This is a genomic window from Labrys sp. F242 (assembly GCF_057813875.1).
In genome coordinates, this window is record NZ_JBVASG010000002.1 from 328,198 (window position 1) to 346,011 (window position 17,814).

General features: G+C 65.4%; 15 protein-coding genes. 12 read left to right on the forward strand and 3 right to left on the reverse strand.

Annotated elements, in window-relative coordinates; all coding sequences use genetic code 11:
- Positions 1–717: 717 nt before the first annotated feature.
- A complete protein-coding gene (locus tag ACZYTC_RS17080; protein ID WP_488990156.1) occupies positions 718–2,826 on the reverse strand; it encodes a CHASE2 domain-containing protein in 2,109 nt (702 codons plus the stop codon).
- Positions 2,792–3,535, reverse strand: a complete 744-nt coding sequence (locus tag ACZYTC_RS17085) for a Crp/Fnr family transcriptional regulator (RefSeq protein WP_441772916.1) — start codon at positions 3,533–3,535, stop codon at positions 2,792–2,794. The genes ACZYTC_RS17080 and ACZYTC_RS17085 overlap by 35 nt, the downstream gene beginning before the upstream one ends.
- A gap of 179 nt (positions 3,536–3,714) precedes the next feature.
- Here ACZYTC_RS17085 and ACZYTC_RS17090 point away from each other — a divergent pair, with 179 nt between their 5' ends.
- From ACZYTC_RS17090 to ACZYTC_RS17145, 12 genes are all read left to right on the forward strand, one after another.
- On the forward strand, positions 3,715–4,485 hold the full coding sequence (locus ACZYTC_RS17090) for a ComF family protein (protein ID WP_434959294.1): 771 nt from the start codon (positions 3,715–3,717) through the stop codon (positions 4,483–4,485).
- Positions 4,486–4,504: 19 nt separating this feature from the next.
- Positions 4,505–5,608 (forward strand): DUF1963 domain-containing protein, encoded by a 1,104-nt coding sequence (locus tag ACZYTC_RS17095; RefSeq protein ID WP_488990157.1) that lies wholly within the window; start codon positions 4,505–4,507, stop codon positions 5,606–5,608.
- A gap of 131 nt (positions 5,609–5,739) precedes the next feature.
- A complete protein-coding gene (gene grxC / locus ACZYTC_RS17100) occupies positions 5,740–5,997 on the forward strand; it encodes a glutaredoxin 3 (protein ID WP_434959292.1) in 258 nt (85 codons plus the stop codon).
- 122 nt (positions 5,998–6,119) lie between these two features.
- Positions 6,120–6,962 carry a carbon-nitrogen hydrolase family protein gene (locus ACZYTC_RS17105; protein ID WP_322433494.1) on the forward strand — a complete coding sequence of 281 codons (843 nt, stop codon included), beginning with the start codon at positions 6,120–6,122 and terminating at the stop codon, positions 6,960–6,962.
- Positions 6,959–7,429, forward strand: a complete 471-nt coding sequence (locus ACZYTC_RS17110; RefSeq protein ID WP_434959291.1) for a DUF1178 family protein — start codon at positions 6,959–6,961, stop codon at positions 7,427–7,429. The genes ACZYTC_RS17105 and ACZYTC_RS17110 overlap by 4 nt, the downstream gene beginning before the upstream one ends.
- A gap of 340 nt (positions 7,430–7,769) precedes the next feature.
- The gene (locus ACZYTC_RS17115) at positions 7,770–8,444 is read left to right on the forward strand and encodes a response regulator transcription factor (RefSeq protein ID WP_434959290.1); all 675 of its coding nucleotides are present in this window, start codon (positions 7,770–7,772) and stop codon (positions 8,442–8,444) included.
- Positions 8,431–10,974: a sensor histidine kinase gene (locus ACZYTC_RS17120; protein ID WP_488990158.1), complete on the forward strand. Its 2,544-nt coding sequence runs from the start codon at positions 8,431–8,433 to the stop codon at positions 10,972–10,974. The genes ACZYTC_RS17115 and ACZYTC_RS17120 overlap by 14 nt, the downstream gene beginning before the upstream one ends.
- Before the next feature lie 275 nt (positions 10,975–11,249).
- On the forward strand, positions 11,250–12,209 hold the full coding sequence (locus ACZYTC_RS17125) for a Bug family tripartite tricarboxylate transporter substrate binding protein (protein WP_441772919.1): 960 nt from the start codon (positions 11,250–11,252) through the stop codon (positions 12,207–12,209).
- On the forward strand, positions 12,206–12,721 hold the full coding sequence (locus tag ACZYTC_RS17130; RefSeq protein ID WP_441772920.1) for a tripartite tricarboxylate transporter TctB family protein: 516 nt from the start codon (positions 12,206–12,208) through the stop codon (positions 12,719–12,721). The genes ACZYTC_RS17125 and ACZYTC_RS17130 overlap by 4 nt, the downstream gene beginning before the upstream one ends.
- A 154-nt stretch (positions 12,722–12,875) precedes the next feature.
- Positions 12,876–14,390, forward strand: coding sequence for a tripartite tricarboxylate transporter permease (locus ACZYTC_RS17135; RefSeq protein WP_488990159.1), 1,515 nt, complete (start codon positions 12,876–12,878; stop codon positions 14,388–14,390).
- Between the two features lie 241 nt (positions 14,391–14,631).
- On the forward strand, positions 14,632–15,306 hold the full coding sequence (locus ACZYTC_RS17140) for a TerC family protein (protein ID WP_434959286.1): 675 nt from the start codon (positions 14,632–14,634) through the stop codon (positions 15,304–15,306).
- 287 nt (positions 15,307–15,593) lie between these two features.
- Positions 15,594–16,622 (forward strand): LacI family DNA-binding transcriptional regulator, encoded by a 1,029-nt coding sequence (locus ACZYTC_RS17145; RefSeq protein WP_441772922.1) that lies wholly within the window; start codon positions 15,594–15,596, stop codon positions 16,620–16,622.
- 6 nt (positions 16,623–16,628) lie between these two features.
- Here the strand turns inward: ACZYTC_RS17145 and ubiG are convergent, their stop codons facing one another.
- Positions 16,629–17,378, reverse strand: coding sequence for a bifunctional 2-polyprenyl-6-hydroxyphenol methylase/3-demethylubiquinol 3-O-methyltransferase UbiG (gene ubiG, locus ACZYTC_RS17150; protein WP_434959284.1), 750 nt, complete (start codon positions 17,376–17,378; stop codon positions 16,629–16,631).
- Between the last annotated feature and the right edge of the window lie 436 nt (positions 17,379–17,814).

A 17,814-nucleotide genomic window follows, 5' to 3' on the forward strand; every position in this document is an offset into this window, starting at 1 on the left:
GCCGCCAGAGAGACGCCTAGCAGGCTGGACTTGAGTGCCCATATCCATCTCGGCGACGCCCCGTGCAAGATCTTTCCCTGCTCGGCAACGCAACTCAGGTCACGACGATGACGCGTCATTCGAAATCCCCACCCACTCAGACATCGGCGGGGATCTACGGCATGCTGATACCGCCTGGCCGCGACGCAGGACGTCGATGCCGGCCGGTGATTCCAACAAGTTGAGATAACGAACCCCGCCGCGGGGATACTGCCTCCGCCCCCTCACCAGACCCGGCACATCTTACCCCCCGGTAAGGCCGAATCGGCTTAGGCGCGGATTTTTGGTCCCCGCGGACAAAAACTAACCCAACAATCCTTTCCATTCTATACGGCGAATGTCGTATTTTTAGGTTTTTACTTCACATTTCACGCTCAAGTCACGACTATATAAAATTAATCTCTACAATGTATAGATATATACTTACACAGATGGAGGACCTCTATAAAGTTTTAATATTTAAATTACCTATACATAAATTGAAACAGATTAAAAATAATATGCGAGCAATATGAAACATAGACTAAAGTTAAAACGTATCATTTACTTTGTTTTTTAATTCAAACTAATCAAAAAGCCGATAATGCCGCAAGTATCTGACGCTCATCTCGGCAAACGCCCTGAGGGGTATTTTATTACTCCGCGCGACGCTGCACCGGAGGCGGCATTCACCCGATCTCAGGCGAGCGTCCTGACCCAATAGGCCACCGCCGGATCCTCGGGCCAGGTCGATGCAAGCGCCTGGAACAAACCTCTGGCCTCTGCCGGTTCAGAGGCCATCCGGTCATAGGCAGCCATATAGGCCTGACGTCGCTCGGATGTCGCGTCATCGGGCCAAGGGCTGAAGATCGCCGTCTGCGCCGCGCGGCCGCGTAGCACGACATTGCCGAGAGGCCGCAGCCGCTCCGGCTCGCCGATGGCCGCCGCTGCACGCGCCCCGAGGCAAACCGTGGTACCGAACTGCTTGTTGAGGGCTTCCAGCCGCGCCGCCGAGTTCACCGCATCGCCATGGGCGGTGTAATCGAGATGGCCGAGACCACCGACATCGCCCACGATCACCGGCCCGGTATCGAGCCCGATACGGGTGCGCCCGAAGCCGAGGCGCTTGGCATCCTCGCGCTGGCGGAATTCGGTGGTGAAGCGGCCGATCTCGATGGCGCAGTCGAGCGCCGCCCTGGCATGCCCTTCCACGTTGAGCGGCGCGTTGAACAGCCCGTGCACGGCATCGCCGACGATCTTGTCGACCATGCCGCCATGGCGGATGACGATGGCACAGACCCCATCGAAATAGGCATCGAGGGCGCCCACCAACGTACGCGGCTCGGCGTTCTCGGACATGGTGGTGAAGCCTTCAATGTCCGAAAACAGGGCCGTGACCTCGCGCAGTTCACCCTCGATCTTCAACTCTTCCGGGGCCGCGGTAAGCCGGCGAACGATCTCGGGCGAGAGGTAGCGCCCGAACTTGCGCTCGATCGCCCCGCGCAGCTTGCGGGTATGGGCGAACATCACCACCAGGGCCGAATTGGCGGCGGCGATCGCCGGGATCAGCGGGCCGGCCGGATCGATCAACAGGCGCGTGCTGGCAAACAGGCCGGCACTGAAACCGATCCAGCCCAGCATCAGCACCGCCAGCACCGAGCTTGCGGCCAAGGGGCCGAGCCACAACGCAGCCGCCAGGGCCACGAGGCCGATGGCGGAGGCGGCGAGCGGCTCGATCAGCCGCGGATTATGGATGCGCTGCGGGATATCGCCCGACCGCAGGCCCTCGATCGCCTCGGCCTGGACCTGCACGGTCGGTGTCAAGGGGCCCACCGCAGTGGGAAGAAGTGCGCCCGCCTCCGGAGCGCTGGCACCGATCAGCACGACGCGCCCGGCAAAGCGTTCGGCCGGCACCTTGTCATCAAGCACATCGGCAGCCGAAACGGTCCGCGCGCGCCAATTCGAGGGAGCGGTGAGATGGAGCCGCACGGCAGCCCCCTCACGCAACGGAATGTGCGTGTCTCCCACCGATGCGGAAGTGCCGTCGGGATCGAGCAGGAAAGCGGATGCGTGCTGCGCGCTCCGGAAGACCTCCATGGCAAAACCCGCATAGATCTCGCTACCACCTCGCACGAATACCGGCACATGGCGCACTTTCGTGCCGGTCACAGGCGCGAGGGACAAGGCGCCGATTGCGACGGCTCCATCCACGAGCGCGGTGGATGGCGCAACGACGCCGGCAGCCTTCTGCGACAAGTCCTGCTGCGGCGCCGGAATGATCGGAGGCGGAAAAGGCAGCGCATCCTTGCCGGCCTCGTCAGGCAGCAGGCCAAGCACGACATCTGAACGGGCGATCGCTTCGGCGAGCTGCTTGTTCTCATCGGGCAGGCTGTCGGCCACCGTCGCCAGTTCCGTCCGGCCGGTCGATTTGGCGTAGACCCTCAGCATCGGCCCCGGCGAACGCCGGTCCGGGCCATCCAGCAGGATATCGACGCCGATGACCTGCGCTTGGGCGTCCTGCAATTTGGTGACCAGATCCGTCAGCCCCCCTCCTCGCCGCCAGGGCCAGGCTCCTTTGGCGGCGAGGCTGGGCCTGTCGATGTCAACAACCACGACGCCGTCCGGCAGGCGCTTGGGCGGGATCACGCTCTCGATGAAGTCGAAGGCTTCTTCGCGCAGGGAGTTGGCGGCCCCGCCGGGATTGTAGACAAGAAAGCAGAGACCAAGGATGAAGGCCGCCAGGCCTGTGGCAATCGCAGGCTTGAAGGCCGGATCAGCCACGCGCACCATCCAGGCCGGCGCTGCCATGCGCCTCCCCGGGCGCCGTCTCGGCCTGAGCCAGTTGGGTGAGCGCGGCGACGTGGCAATGCACGATGGCACCGCGCCGCTCGATCGCACCGCGCTCCTCGAAGGCTGCGAGCAGCCGGTTGACCTTGGGACGGCTGGCGCCGACGAAGCTGGCGATGGCACTTTGCGAGATCGTCAAAGGTGCGCTGCGGGCACCATCGGCGCGGGTGCGCCCGTACCGCTTGACATGCCAGAGCAGGAAGCGCGCCAGGCGGGCCTCGAGCGGATAGAGCGCGATCGATTCGAGCTGGTCGGTGGTGTCGCGCAGCCGGGCGCACAGCACCTGCAAAATCGGCATCTGCAGCGCCGGACGCGTGGCCAGCAGCCGCACGAAAGAAGCCTGCGCAATGAAGCCTGCCACCACCGGCCCGACCGCGGTGGCGTCCGCCGTGCGCCGGCCGCTGTCCAGCACCGCGATCTCGCCGATCACGTCGCCGGGAGCCGCTTCACGCAGGATCAGCTCGCGTCCCTCGACCGAAACGATGGAAAGGCGGATGGTGCCTTGCAGCACGATCAGCATGCCCTCGCCCGGCGCCCCCCGCGAGAAGATCGATTCGCCGTCGCGAAAACGCTGTTCGACGGCGAGATTTGCGACCGCGTCGATGTCCTCCGGGCTGGCGCCGGCAAACAGGTCAAGGCGGGAAATAGCGTTACGGAGCGGGACGGACATTGACGCAACTATTCCGATCTGGGGCATAAATATGGCGGGTATAATGGCGATGTCGAGCCCGCTCGGCAAATCTGGTTGCTTGGCGTTCTCATAATACCGCCACGACTTCCATAATATCAGCTGGACTTCAACCGTAATGTCCTGATGACAGGCTCGGCAATCTTTGTCACTTTGCCGGCATGTCCGCTTCCGCCACCGCCTCCTCTTCCCTGTCGCGCCTGCTCCTGCGGGCGGGAGGCCGGCTGGCGGACATCATCCTGCCGCCGCGCTGCCTGAGCTGCCGGGAGACCACCGCCAGCCACGCCAATCTGTGCGTGGCCTGCTGGCAGCAATTGTCCCTGATCGAACGCCCTTATTGCGAGAGACTCGGCATTCCCTTCGTCTATGATCACGGCGAGGGCATGGTTTCGGCTCAGGCGATCGCCGACCCGCCCGCCTATGGCCGGGCCAGGGCCGCGGCCCGCTATGATGGCGCCGCCATCGAGCTGGTGCACCGGCTCAAATATGGCGACCGCGTCGAGATCGCGCCTTTCATGGGCCGGCTGATGGTCCAGGCCGGGCAGGATGTGCTCGCCGGCGCCGACATGCTGGTGCCGATACCGCTGCATCGCCTGCGCCTGTGGCGCCGGCGCTTCAACCAGGCCGCCTTGCTGGCGCGCGAGATCAGCACCCGCAGCAGCGTGGCCTATGAGCCCCTGCTGCTCGGCCGTTCCAGGCGCACAGCCCATCAGGTCGGCCTCAGCCGCAAGGAACGGGCCCGCAACGTGCAGGGTGCCTTTACGGTCTCGCCGGGCGCCCGGCCGGCGATAAAGGGCAAGCGCATCGTGCTGATCGACGATGTGCTCACCTCGGGCGCCACGGGCGAGGCGGCGGCGCGCACCTTGCTGCGGGCCGGCGCTGCCACTGTCGACATGCTGGTGTTCGCCCGGGTGGCGACGCCGATCGAGTAACCGAACGGGACTACCTGTCTTGAATCCGATACCGCAATCGCCCCCTCTCGCCTGGCCCGACAGCCGCGAGACCCTGCAGAGTTCCCTGCTCGAAGCCGGCCTCGCTCCAGCGAGTATCGCCCGGCTCGCCGAACAGGCCCGGCCGGCGCTGGTGCTGGAGACCACGCCTTGCGACGAAAGCCGGATTCCGCTCGGCGCCAGCAAGATCGGCGGTCTGCCCGACCTGCCTGACGGCATGGCCTGGCCAGAACGCCCGCCCTATGGCGATGCTGTCGAACGTGCCCAGATCCATCTCACCGAGGCCGATCGTCTGGCCAGCGAGGCCACGCGGCCGGGCTCGTCGCTGACGGCCGAGCACGCCCGCGAGGCCAGTCGCGAGCAGAGCGATCTTGCAGCGGCGGTCACATCGGCCTTTCCCCTGGCTTTCATCGCCCAGCTCGATCTGGCTTCCCTGTCGCTGACCCCCGGTTTTCCCGCGGCACTGCCACATCATGGTCGCCTGCTGCTGTTCTGCGACTATTGGGCCAAGCCGAAATCCTATGACCCCCATGCCGCGGCCGGGCTGCGCCTGATCTGGGACAAGACACCGCTCGAGCGTCTGGAACGCAAGGCCGAACCCGCCGCCCTGGCGGCTCTGGCGCAGGAGCGATGGAGCAGCCGCTTCAAGCCGGCCGCCGTGGCGGCGCGCCCGGTCGTCACCGCCATCCCGCCGAGCGACAAGGGTTTCGACGCCTTCCCACATGGCGAGGAGGCTTCGACTTTCTGGGACGAGGACAGCGAGGAGATCCGCTACGAGACCTGGCTCGGCCGCTATGGCATGCCTGATAGCAGGGAGGGCGCCAATCACCAGCTCGGCGGCTGGCCGCGCCCCCTGCAGAACGGCATGCAGGCTCAAGCCCAACTGGCCTCGCACGGTATTTTCTGCGGCACGGGCGAAGCCTTTGCCAGCGCCGAGGCTCGCAGGCTGCTGCGCGCGGCGGATCGCTGGCGCCTGCTGCTGCAGATCGGCCGGGACGATGCCCTCGGCCTGCTGCCCTCAGGCGCGCTCTACATCCTCATGCGCGAGCACGACATGCGCATACGCGCCTTCGACCGGGCCTGGATGGTGTTCCAGAAGCAATAAGCAGGAACACAGCCATGCAGGCCGCCGCGCCCCTGCTTGTCGGCCTGCCGCAACTGCTTATAATGCCGATTGATTTTGGCTCCGTGCCTTCCCATCTGTGGGCGAGGTTGTTTGTGGATGGAATGAAGGCAATGCCGCCCGTCGTCGTGTATTCGAAATCCTGGTGTCCCTATTGCAAGGCGGCCAAGGCCCTGCTCACCCGCAGGGGCATTCCCTTCGAGGAGATCGACGTTGACGGCAAGCCTGAACTGCAGGAAGCCATGAGCCTGCGCGCCAATGGGCGCCGTACCGTGCCCCAGATCTTCATCGGGGAGACCCATGTCGGCGGCAGCGACGATCTTCATGATCTCGAAGCAGCCGGTGGCCTCGACAAACTTATCGCCGCCTGAGAGCACCAGAGCAAAGCGCGTTCACGACTGAACGCTTGTTTGCTCTAACTCTTTGTTTCGACGCATCTTTGCGATTCTTGGTGATTCCGCCAAATCGCAAAACACTATGGGGAGACGGATCCATGCGTTTCAAAGCCGCCGTTCTGCAGATGCGCTCGGGCTTGGTGCCATCGGACAATGTCGCAACCGTCGCCGCCGCCGCCCGCGAGGCCAAGGCCGCCGGAGCCGAATATCTGCAGACACCCGAGATGACCACCGTGGTCAACCGCGACCGGGCGGCCATGATGGCCGCCATCGGCGACGAGCAGAGCAATCCTGAGCTCGACGCCTTTCGTGCGATCGCGCGCGATAACGGCCTGCATCTCCATATCGGCTCCATGGCCGTGCGTGTCGGCGACAAGGCTGCCAACCGCGCCTTCGTCATCGATCCCAAGGGCGAAGTGCTCGCCTCCTACGACAAGATCCATCTGTTCGACGTCGATCTTGCCGGCGGCGAATCCTGGCGTGAATCCAATGCCTATGTCGGCGGCGATCATGCGGTTACGGTCGACCTGCCCTTCGCGCGGCTGGGCCTGGGCATCTGCTACGACGTACGCTTTCCCCAGCTCTTCCGCGCCTATGGCGATGCCAGCGCCGACGTGATCAGCGCACCGGCCTGCTTCACCAAGCAGACGGGCGAAGCCCATTGGCATGTGCTGCAGCGCGCCCGCGCCATCGAAAACGGCGCCTGGATGATCTCCGCCGCCCAGGTCGGCCATCATGACGACGGCCGCGACACCTATGGCCATTCCGTCATCATCGATCCCTGGGGACGCGTGGTCGCCGATGCCGGCGACACGCTCGGGCTTGTTTATGGCGAGATCGACGTGCACGCCGTGGCGGCGACGCGCGGCAAGATCCCCAATCTCAAGAATGCGCGCTCCTTCACGGTGAAGACGGAACCGGCGCTGAGGGCTGCAGAGTGATTCGTTTTTCGCTCGTCTGCGACCAGGGTCACGAGTTCGAAAGCTGGTTTCGCGACAGTGCCGCCTATGACGACCAGGCCGAGCACGGACTGCTGAGCTGTGCCCATTGCGCCTCCACCAAGGTCGGCAAGGCCATTATGGCACCGCAGGTGGCCCGCAAGGACCGCGAAAGCGGGAACCCCGACACCAAAATTCGCGAAAACCTGCCGGCCTTGCCACAGCCGGTGGCTCTGACCTCTCCGGAGGAACAGGCTTTGCGTGCCAAGGTGCGCGAATTGCATGCCATGCTGACGGCGAAATCCGACTATGTCGGCGACAAGTTCGCCGCCGAAGCGCGCAAGATGCATGACGGCGAGAGCGAGCATCGCACCATCCATGGCGAGGCGACCGGCGAGGATGTCCGCAGCCTGCTCGAGGATGGCATCGACATCCTGCCTCTGCCCATGCTGCCGGACGATCGAAACTAGACGCGGATCGCAGCACCGGACCGCTCCCAATCAAGCACGGCAAGCCTTCTCCACGCAGTGGGGAAGGTGTCATTTCGAAGAAATGACGGATGGGGTGTGCGGGTAGTGCGCTCTGCCAACCAACAACGGCACAACCGTCCTGCCATCCACGTCCGCTCGGCACATTGCCCTCCACACCCCATCCGACCCGACTTCGTCGGGCCACCTTCCCCACTGCGTGGAGAAGGCAGGTCGCGCCTCAATCATCGTGGGTCCGGCGTTCCTTGGGTCCGCCGCCCAATCCCGCCTTCCCTATGCGCCCGCTCGGCCCTACAGTCTCCCCAACGAAAAGGGAGGTCGATTGCGCATCCTGCTGGTCGAGGACGCCGAGGATCTGGGCGATGCCATGGTGGCGAGGCTGCGCAGCTCCGGCCATGCCGTGGAATGGCTGCGCGACGGCACGCTCGCCTCCGAGCGCCTGCGCGAGGAAACCTTCGACGCGGTGGTGCTCGACGTGATGCTGCCGGGCCGCGATGGCTTCGCCATCCTGTCCGATCTGCGCCGGGCCGGCCACGGCACCCCGGTGCTGGTGGTCACCGCCCGCTCGGAGGTCGACGACAAGATCAGCCTGCTCGACCTCGGCGCCGACGACTATCTGGTCAAACCCTTCGATCTGCGCGAATTCGAGGCGAGGCTCCGTGCGGTGATGCGGCGGCCGGCCGGCATGCGCGCGAGCACCATCGAGGTCGAGGCCCTGACGATCGACCTCGCGGCGCGCACGGTCGCGATCCAGGGCAAGCCCATCGATTGCGGGCGACGCGAATTCCGCCTGCTCGAAATTCTCGTCGCCAAGCTCGGCCAGGTGGCGCCGAAGGAACGGCTGATGGACCAGGTGTTCAGCCTGGACGACGAGGTCACGGTCAACGCCCTGGAACTGCTGGTCTCGCGGCTACGCCGCAAGCTGCAGGGTGCCGGCATCGAGATCGTGACGATGCGCGGCGCGGGTTATATGGCGCGGCGGCATGACGGTCCCTGATCCCGTCACGCCCGTGACCGTCGCATCCGCACCCGTCTCCCTGGCGACCCCCGCGCGCGCAACCGCCTCGATCCGCCGCCGCGTGCTGGCCGCGGCCCTGCTGGTGCTCGCCATCGCCGCGCTCGCCTTCATCGTCTTCATCCATTCCTATGCCCGCCGTGCCGCCGACCAGGCCTATGACCGCCTCCTCACCGCCTCCGCGCTCACCATCGCCGGCGCCGTGCTGGTCGAGGAAGGCCGTGTCACCGTCGAACTGCCCTATGCGGCCCTCGCCATGCTCGGCTCGGGGGGCGACCGCATCTATTACCAGGTCGAGGCTCCCGATGGTGCCCTGGTCACCGGCTATGGCGATCTCGCCGAGGAATTGCCGGCCGTGCGCTCGGCTGAAACCGCCTTCGCCGATTCGCGCTATCACGGCGAACCCGTGCGCGTCGCCAGCATCGGCCGCCTGATCTCGGCTAGCAGCGCCGCCGGCTGGGTGACCATCCGGGTCGCCGAAACCCGCGGGGCACGTACCGCTCTCGCCTCGGAAATCGTCTCGCGGGCGGTGCTGCCGCTGATCGGCATCCTCGTGCTCGCCTTGGCCCTGGTCTGGTTCGGCGTGCAGCGGGCCTTCGCCCCGCTCACCACGGTGGAGGCGGCGCTGCGCGATCGCGCGCCGCAGGATCTTTCCCCTCTCACCGTGCCGGTACCGATAGAAGTCAGCCAGCTCGTCGCCGCCCTCAACGATTTCATGCGCCGCCTCGCCAGCGTGATGAACGCGCTGTCGGGCGTGGTCGCCGACGCCGCCCATCAGGTGCGCACCCCCCTCGCCTCCCTGCGCGCCCAGGCCGAAGTGGCGCTGGACGAAAGCGACTACCAGGCCCTGCACGAACGTGTGTCCAAGATCCATCGCAACGCCGTGCATGCCAGCGAGCTCGTCAGCCAACTCCTGATGGAGGCGACGCTGACCCACCGGCTCGAGAGCCGCGAATCCGCCCTCATCCCCATCGCCGACATCGTCGAGGACGTCGCACGCCGCTTCGATCCGGACGAGACCGGGCGGCTCACCGTGACCGTCGCGCCCGCCCTGGCCGGCGCCCGTCTCATGGGCGACCGCCTCGCCTTGCAGGAAATGCTGCGCAACCTCGCCGGCAATGCCCTGCTCTATGCTCCTGATAGCGTGGTGGAGATCGTGGCTGATACGGCGCCGGGCGAACGCTTGCTCATCATGGTCCGCGACCACGGCCCGGGCATTCCCGATACCGAGAAGGACATCGTGCTCCAGCGTTTTCAGCGAGGGAAGAGCGGTGCCGGCACCGTGGGCTCGGGGCTCGGTCTGCCGATCGCCCGCACCGTGGTGCAGGCCCATGGCGGCAGCCTGTCATTGCATGACCGGCCCGGCGGCGGGCTGGAGGTCCGTCTCGAATTGCCGCTGGTGCCGGTACAGGCGAGAGGGCGCGCCGTCCTCAGACGCGGCATGGCGGCGCTCGCTCTGGCCCTCGGCATCGCCATCGGCGGCGGCTGGAACGACACGGCCCAGGCCGCGGCCAAGCTCTATCCGGCGCCGGTGCCCGGCGGGCCAACACTCTCGATCCTCGGCACCACCGACACGCCGCAGTTCGAATTGCTGATCCACGACTTCCAGGAACTGCGCCCCGACGTCAGCGTGCGCTATGAGGAGACCGACACGCTGCCGCTCTATCAGCGCACGCTGGAGAGCCGGCTGGATATCGATGTCGATCTATTGGTTTCCTCGGCGGCCGATTTGCAGGTCAAGCTCGCCAATGACGGCCACGCCCTTGCCCATGCCTCGCCCTTGCTGCCGGCCCTACCGGCCTGGGCCAGTTGGCGTTCCGAAATCTTCGGCTTCACCTTCGAGCCAATCGTCATCGTCTACAACCGCACCCAGGTGCCCGACGGCCAGGCCCCGCACTCCCATCTGGCTCTCACCGAGCTCCTGGAGAAGGAGACAGAGCGCTTCCGCGGCAAGGTCGCGACCTACGACATCGGCCAGAGCGGGGTCGGCCATCTACTGGCGGCGCAGGATGCCCAGATCTCCTCGAATTTCTGGCGCCTGACCCGCGCGCTCGGCCGGGCCGATGTCAAGCTCTCCGGCTCCAGCCCGGCCATCCTCGAGGGTATCGCCTCGGGTTCCCTGGCGCTGGGCTACAATGTGCTGGGCTCCTACGCCTACGCACGCCAGCGCTTAGACAAGCGCATCGGCATCATCATTCCCGACGATTACGCCCTCATCCTCACCCGGGTGATGCTGGTGCCGCGCTGGGCCAACCAGCCCGATCTCGGGCGTGCCTTCATCGACTATGTCCTCTCCCCCCGGGGCCAGGCGGTGGTGGCCGGCCAGGCCGCCCTCGGCTCGATCGTGCCCGGCACGCCGGGCGGCTGGACGGCGGAACGCATCAGCGCCGCATCGCGCGGCGTGCTGCAGCCGATCACGCTCGGCCCGGCCCTGCTGGTGGCGCTCGATCAGGAGCGCAAGGCCCGTTTCCTGGCGACCTGGCGCCAACTCGTCACCGACGGCTCGCGCTGACAGGTCGCTGACAGGAATAATTGCTATCGTCTCTGCAACCGGACCTTGCAAGGCCCGGAGCGAGACGTGGGACCAGGGGGGACGGCTGCTCATCGAGCGGCCCGTGGGCATGTATCCATTCCTCCTTTCCTACCGACACGATCATGACAAGGCGGCTGGCCCGCCAAAGCGTTCTGCGATTTGCCGCCGTGCTTCAAATCGCAAAGACGCGTCGAAAAAAAGCGTTGGAGCAAACAAGCGTTCAGCCATGAACGCGCTTGCTCAAGGAGGAAATGATGAAGAAACTCTTGCTTGCCTGCGCCACCGCGGGCGCCCTGGCTTTTTCCAGCCTCACAGCTCTTGCCCAGACGGCGGGATATGAGATCATGGCTCCGGCAGCGCCGGGCGGCGGCTGGGACCAGACCGCCCGCACCATGCAGATAGCGCTGCGCACCGAAAAGATCGCCCGCAACGTGCAGGTCAACAATGTCGCCGGCGCCGGCGGCACCATCGGCCTGTCCCAGTTCGTCAACCAGTCCAAGGGCAGCCCCTCCGCACTGATCGTCGGCGGCTATGTCATGGTCGGCGCCATCCTGACCAACAATTCCGCCGTCAGCCTCGCCGACGTCACGCCGATCGCCCGCCTCACCGGCGAGAGCGAAGCCATCGTCGTGCCGGCCTCCTCGCCGATCAAGACACTGGGTGACCTGGTCGAGGCCCTGAAGAAGGATCCCGGCGCGGTATCCTGGGCCGGCGGCTCGGCAGGCGGCACCGACCACATCACTGCGGGCCTGTTCGCCAAGGCCGTGGGCGTCGATCCCTCCAAGATCAATTATGTCGCCTTCGCCGGCGGCGGCGAAGCCGTCGCGGCCGTGCTCAGCGAGCAGGTGACGGCCGGCATTTCCGGCTATGGCGAGTTCGAAAGCCAGATCAAGGGCGGTGCGCTGCGCCTCCTCGCCGTCTCCGGCACCAAGCGCATCGACGGCGTCGATGCCCCCACCTTCAAGGAAGCCGGCGTCGACGTTGCCCTGGAGAATTGGCGCATGGTCGCGGCCGCGCCCGGCATCACGCCCGAGCAGAAGGCCGCCATCACGGCCGATATCGAGAAGATGGTGAAGTCGAAGACCTGGCAGGACACGCTCAAGACCCGCGGCTGGACCGACACCTATCTGTCCGGTGATGCCTTCGACGCCGCGCTGAAGAGCGACATCGCCGCCACCGGCACGGTGCTCAAAGACATCGGCCTGGTCAAATGAGCAGCGCCGGGAGCAAGACGGAGCGCGGGCGTCCGCCCGGCTCCACCGTCGCCGGGCTGGTGATCGCAGCCAGCCTGGTGATATCAGCCGTCGTCATCGGCACGGACGCGGCCATGCTCAACACCAAGGTCGCCAGCGACCCGCTCGGGCCGGCTGCCTTCCCCTACGCCGTCGCGGCGGGATTGCTCGTCCTCGCCGTCGCCACGCTGGTATCGGCCCTGCGCGGCAAGACGCCGGCGCCGGAGGAAAGCCAGGATTTCACGGCGGTCGCCTGGGTGATTGCCGGCCTGCTGGCGCAGATCCTGCTGATCGCGGTCAGTGCCGGCTTCTCGCTGGCCAGCGGCCTGTTGTTCGGGCTGGCCGCCCGCGGCTTCGGCAAGCCGCTCTGGCTGGCCTGCCTGGTCGGCGTGGTGCTGTCCTTCCTGACCTGGCTGGCTTTCTCGCAGCTCCTGCAATTGTCACTGCCGCAGGGACCGCTGGAACACGCCGTCTCCGCGCTCCTGAACAATTGATTCCAGGATCGGCCTCCCGGAGCAAAGCCCGTTTCAACGCGTAGGCGCCATAGCTCCACCTCTCATTGTTCCGGAATTCTTGTTGTTTCGACGTGGCTTTGCGGTTCCCGGCGATCTCGCCGGCTCGCACGACACTTCAGGCTAGGACCCTTCGATGCAGACATTCGGTCATCTGGTCGACGGATTGGCGGTCGCCCTGCAACCGTTCAACCTCATCTGCGCCTTCATCGGCGTCACGCTGGGCACGCTGATCGGCGTGCTGCCCGGCATCGGCCCGGCGCTGACTATCGCCCTGCTGCTGCCAGTGACCTTCCAGCTCGACCCTTCGGGCACCGGCGCGCTCATCATGTTCGCCGGCATCTACTATGGCGGCATGTATGGCGGCTCGACCACCTCGATCCTGCTCAACACGCCGGGCGAGAGTTCCTCGATGGTCACCGCCGTCGAAGGCAACAAGATGGCTAAGGCCGGGCGGGGTGGCCCCGCTCTGGCGACGGCTGCCATCGGCTCCTTCGTCGCCGGCCTGCTGGCGACGCTGGCCTTGGCCTTCATCGCGCCCTGGGTGGTCAAGTTCGCCCTGGCCTTCAAGTTCATCGACAAATTCGCCCTGATGGTGCTCGCTTTCGTCACGGTGTCGGCGGCGTTCGGCAATTCGGCGCTCAGGGGCCTGACCTCGCTGTTCATCGGCCTCGTCATCGGCCTGATCGGCAAGGATATCGTCAGCGGCCAGAACGGGCGCCTGACCATGGGCCTTGCCGATCTGCGCGGCGGCGTCGAGGTCACCATCCTCGCCGTCGCCCTGTTCGCCATCGGCGAGGCGCTGGCAGTGGCGGCCACCCACCAGCTCAGCACCGGCACGGTCGAGGCGATCAAAGGCTCGCTCTGGATGAGCAAAGAGGACTGGCGGCGTTCCTGGAAGCCCTGGCTGCGCGGCACCTTGTTCGGCTTTCCGATCGGAGCGATGCCGGCGGGCGGCGCGGAGATCGGCACCTTCCTCTCCTATGCCGCCGAGAAGCGCCTGGCGGAAAAGCCCGAGGAGTTCGGCCATGGCGCCATCGAGGGTGTCGCTGGACCGGAGGCTGCCAACAACGCCTCGGCCGCGGGCACGCTGGTGCCGTTGCTGACGCTCGGCCTACCGACCTCGGCGACCGCCGCCGTCATGCTCGCCGGCTTCCAACAATTCGGCCTGCAGCCGGGAGCCCAGCTCTTCACTTCCAATCCGCAGCTGGTCTGGGGTCTGATCGCCAGCCTGCTGGTCGCCAATTTCATGCTGCTGGCGCTGAACCTGCCGCTGGTCGGCCTGTGGGTGAAGCTGCTGTCCATCCCGCGCCCCTGGCTCTATGCCGGCATCCTGCTGTTCGCCACGCTCGGCACGCTGGCGTCCAATCCCTCGCCGGCCCAGCTTGCCATGCTGCTCGCCTTCGGCCTGATGGGCTACGGCCTCAGGCTCTACGACTATCCGATCGCGCCCGTGGTGGTGGGGCTGATCCTCGGGCCGCTGGCCGAAGAACAGCTTCGCAAGGCGCTCCAGCTTCATCAGGGTTTCTTCAGTTCGGCACCGGCAGTGATCCTCTTCAGCATCGCGGCCCTCGCTTTGGTCGTTCCCGCCTATATGCGCTGGCGCGGACGCGGCAAGGTCCTCACCCAGCTCGCCGCTTCCGAGGATTGAAATCACGTTCCGGCAGCCATGCCGGAACGTTACTTTTCTTTCATCTCGACTTGCAGTACACCACCCGCACCAGGCCGGGCCCCTCTGGCAGTTCCCAATGCGTTGAGTTCTGGGAACTGTGATGTCGGACTGGAGCAAACAGAGCGGTCCCGGCGCGTCGGCGTCCCCCTAGCGCCCCAGGCTTCCCTCCTGGCTCGAATCGGCACCGCTCTCCCGCACCGGAACGAGAGAGCCCTCCTCCATGCCTGATATTTTTGCCATCCTGTCGGAAGCCGTTTCGGTCTCCTCCATGGTTGCCCTCGGCCAGGTCATCCTGATCGACCTGGTCCTGGCCGGCGACAACGCAATCGTCATCGGCCTTGCCGCCGCCGGCCTTCCCAAGGAACAGCGCACCCGCGCCATCCTGATCGGCATCGCCGCCGCCACCGTGCTGCGCGTGTTCTTTGCCGCCATCACGACCCAGCTTCTCGCCATCGTCGGCCTGCTTCTCGCCGGCGGCATCCTGCTCCTGTGGGTGTGCTGGAAAATGTGGCGCGAACTGCGCACCAGCCACAGCGAGGAGGCTGCCGCCCAGCATGCCCTCGACGGTGAGAACGGCAATGGCGAGACCAATGGCACCCCACGCAAGAGCTTCGCCCAGGCTGCATGGCAGATCGTGATCGCCGACGTCTCGATGTCGCTCGACAACGTGCTGGCCGTTGCCGGCGCGGCGCGCGACCATCTGTGGGTGCTGATCTTCGGCCTAATCGTCTCGATCGCGCTGATGGGCATTGCCGCCAGCCTGATCGCCCGCCTGCTCCATCGTTATCGCTGGATCGCCTATATCGGCCTGATCGCCATCCTCTACGTCGCCGGCGACATGATCTATCGCGGCGTCCAGGAAGTCTGGCCCAAAGTTGCACCCCTGATGCAATAAGACTGGCAAGCACGAACGATCTACGATCGGACGCCAAAGGCCGGCAGCAATGCCGGCTTTTTGTGGCCAATCACGCCCCGGAACCTGGGCGATGATGAGCGCCCCTCATCAAGAAATCAGGCTCCAACACTCAATTCCCATTCCCGGTTGAGTGTTGGAGCCACTTTCATATCCTATTGAAATATAAAGGATATTGAGAAAAATATCAAAATTGATCTCGGCCTTGAACCGTTTGCGTCCCCATTTCTTCTGAGGTACGTTCCCGAAAGATCGGGACAGGTAGAACCATGGCGCGGGCAACGGTGCACGATCTGGCAAGTGCGGCAGGCGTGAGCCTCGCCACCATCGACCGCGTGCTCAATCGCCGCGGCGGCGTACGGCCGGCGACGATCGAGAAGGTCGAGCAAGCCATGGCCCGGCTGAACTATCGCCGCGACATGGCGGCGGCCATGCTGGCCAAGCAGCAGGAATATCGCTTCGTCTTTCTCGTTCCCGTCGGCGTAAACACCTTCATGCGCAACCTGGCAAACGAGGCCACGCGCTTGTCCGAACTCAACGCCGCCGATCGCATCAACATCCGCATCATCGAGATCCCGCCCTTCGACGATGGCAAGCTCGCCGAAATCCTCAACGGGCTCGACAGCGCCGATACCTCTGGCGTGGCCGTGGTGGCCACCGAAAACGCCCAGGTGCGCCAGGCCATCGACCGCCTGGCCGAGCGCGGCATTCCGGTGGTGACGCTGGTGTCCGACGTGCCGGCCTCGCGTCGCTCCCACTTCGTCGGCATCGACAACAGCGCAGCCGGGCGCACCGCCGGCTCCCTGATGGGCCGTTTCCTGCGCGGCCGCTCGGGACGGATCGCCGTGCTTGCCGGCTCGATGCTGCTGCGCGACCATGTCGAGCGCCATTTCGGCTTCGAGCGCGTGCTGCGCACCGAATATCCCGATCTCGTCACCCTGCCGGTGATCGAAGGCCTCGACAATGGCGCCATCGTCGAGGAGGTGCTCGGCGCCCTGCTCGACCGCCATCCCGACGTCATCGGCCTCTACAGCCTCGGCGGCGGCAATCGCGGTGTGATCGCAGCCTTGAACAAGCGCCATGCCGGCGCTCGCATCTGCGTGATCGCCCATGAACTGACGACCCATTGCCGCGAGGCCCTGATCGACGGCACTTTCGACGCCATCCTCAACCAGGACCCCGGCCATGAAGCGCGCAGCGCCATGCGCGTGCTGCGCGCCCTCACCGACGGCCAGCCCATCGACCAAGGCCAGGAGCGCATCCGCATCGACATCTATCTCAGGGACAACCTGCCCTGAGGCCCGTCACGCCGCTCGCGAAAACACCATCATGAAGTTGACGTCGGTGTCGCGGCTGAGCCGCCATTCGTCCAGCAGCGGATTGTAGATCACGCCGCAGCGGTCGAGTTCGGCCAGACCTTCCGGCGTCACCGCGTCCTCGATCTCCGCCGGCGTGACGAACTTGTTCCAGTCATGCGTGCCACGCGGCACCCAGCCCAGCACCTTCTCCGCTGCGACGATGGCCAGCGCATAGGCCTTCATGGTGCGATTGAGAGTGGCGATGAAGAGGAGGCCTCCGGGTTTCACCAGGCCTGCGCATGTCTTCAGGAAGGCGGCGGGGTCGGTGACATGCTCGACGATCTCCATCGCCAATACCACGTCGAAGCGCTCACCGGCCGCTTCGAGATCCTCCGCCGCCAGGATGCGATAATCGATGGCGAGGCCCGATCGCGCGGCATGGACCCTGGCCATCTCGACATTGGTCGCGGCCATGTCGACGCCGACGACCTCGCCCCCGAGCTTGGCCAGCGGCTCGCTGAGCAGGCCGGCACCGCAGCCGATATCGGCGAGCTTGAGGCCCTTCAGACCGTCCAGGGCGACGGCGGAACGGCCGAAATGCCCAGCGATCTGATCCCGCACATAGCGCAGGCGCACCGGATTCAATCGGTGCAGCGCCCGCATGGTACCGCGCGGATTCCACCAATCGGCCGCCATCGCCTCGAAACGTTCGATCTCCTTGGGATCGACCGAAGAACCCGTGCCTGTTGCGCTCATTGCCTGTTTCCCGGAGTAAAGCGCGTTTGGACGGAAACGCTCGTTTGCTCCAGCTCCTTGTTTCCAAGCCAATCCAATGGATCGGCTAGAGCGTCCTGCGATTCCTACCGATTCCGTCAATTCGCAAGAGGCCGTTATCGCGATGGTGCGGAAACACCTAAATCGAGGCTCCGCGCCTGCCTCTGTGGCCCCGATCTGCCCCTAAGGCAACCTCATTAACAATGCGCCGTTCTCTTTCTCGATATTGTCATCGCAATTTGGCAATTTCCGTCGTGCCTGGACTTTGAGCGGCCTTAATTTCAGCTATGGTCACCAAGGCCGCATCGACCGGGCAAAGCCGGCCTTCCCAGGACGAGGATTTCTCGTCCTGGGAAGGCCGGCACGGTGTTCGGCTGATGTGGAATTTCCGAGCCCGTCGACGGGCGGGTTCGGAAAT

Excerpts from the sequence above, each read along its gene's own strand:
- ACZYTC_RS17120 (WP_488990158.1), top strand. The coding sequence starts at position 8,431 with ATGACGGTCCCTGATCCCGTCACGCCCGTGACCGTCGCATCCGCACCC.
- ACZYTC_RS17090 (WP_434959294.1), top strand. The coding sequence starts at position 3,715 with ATGTCCGCTTCCGCCACCGCCTCCTCTTCCCTGTCGCGCCTGCTCCTG.
- ACZYTC_RS17140 (WP_434959286.1), top strand. The coding sequence starts at position 14,632 with ATGCCTGATATTTTTGCCATCCTGTCGGAAGCCGTTTCGGTCTCCTCC.
- ACZYTC_RS17125 (WP_441772919.1), top strand. The coding sequence starts at position 11,250 with ATGAAGAAACTCTTGCTTGCCTGCGCCACCGCGGGCGCCCTGGCTTTT.
- ACZYTC_RS17080 (WP_488990156.1), bottom strand. The coding sequence starts at position 2,826 with ATGGCAGCGCCGGCCTGGATGGTGCGCGTGGCTGATCCGGCCTTCAAG.
- ACZYTC_RS17105 (WP_322433494.1), top strand. The coding sequence starts at position 6,120 with ATGCGTTTCAAAGCCGCCGTTCTGCAGATGCGCTCGGGCTTGGTGCCA.
- grxC (WP_434959292.1), top strand. The coding sequence starts at position 5,740 with ATGCCGCCCGTCGTCGTGTATTCGAAATCCTGGTGTCCCTATTGCAAG.
- ACZYTC_RS17145 (WP_441772922.1), top strand. The coding sequence starts at position 15,594 with ATGGCGCGGGCAACGGTGCACGATCTGGCAAGTGCGGCAGGCGTGAGC.
- ACZYTC_RS17085 (WP_441772916.1), bottom strand. The coding sequence starts at position 3,535 with ATGTCCGTCCCGCTCCGTAACGCTATTTCCCGCCTTGACCTGTTTGCC.
- ACZYTC_RS17130 (WP_441772920.1), top strand. The coding sequence starts at position 12,206 with ATGAGCAGCGCCGGGAGCAAGACGGAGCGCGGGCGTCCGCCCGGCTCC.
- ubiG (WP_434959284.1), bottom strand. The coding sequence starts at position 17,378 with ATGAGCGCAACAGGCACGGGTTCTTCGGTCGATCCCAAGGAGATCGAA.
- ACZYTC_RS17135 (WP_488990159.1), top strand. The coding sequence starts at position 12,876 with ATGCAGACATTCGGTCATCTGGTCGACGGATTGGCGGTCGCCCTGCAA.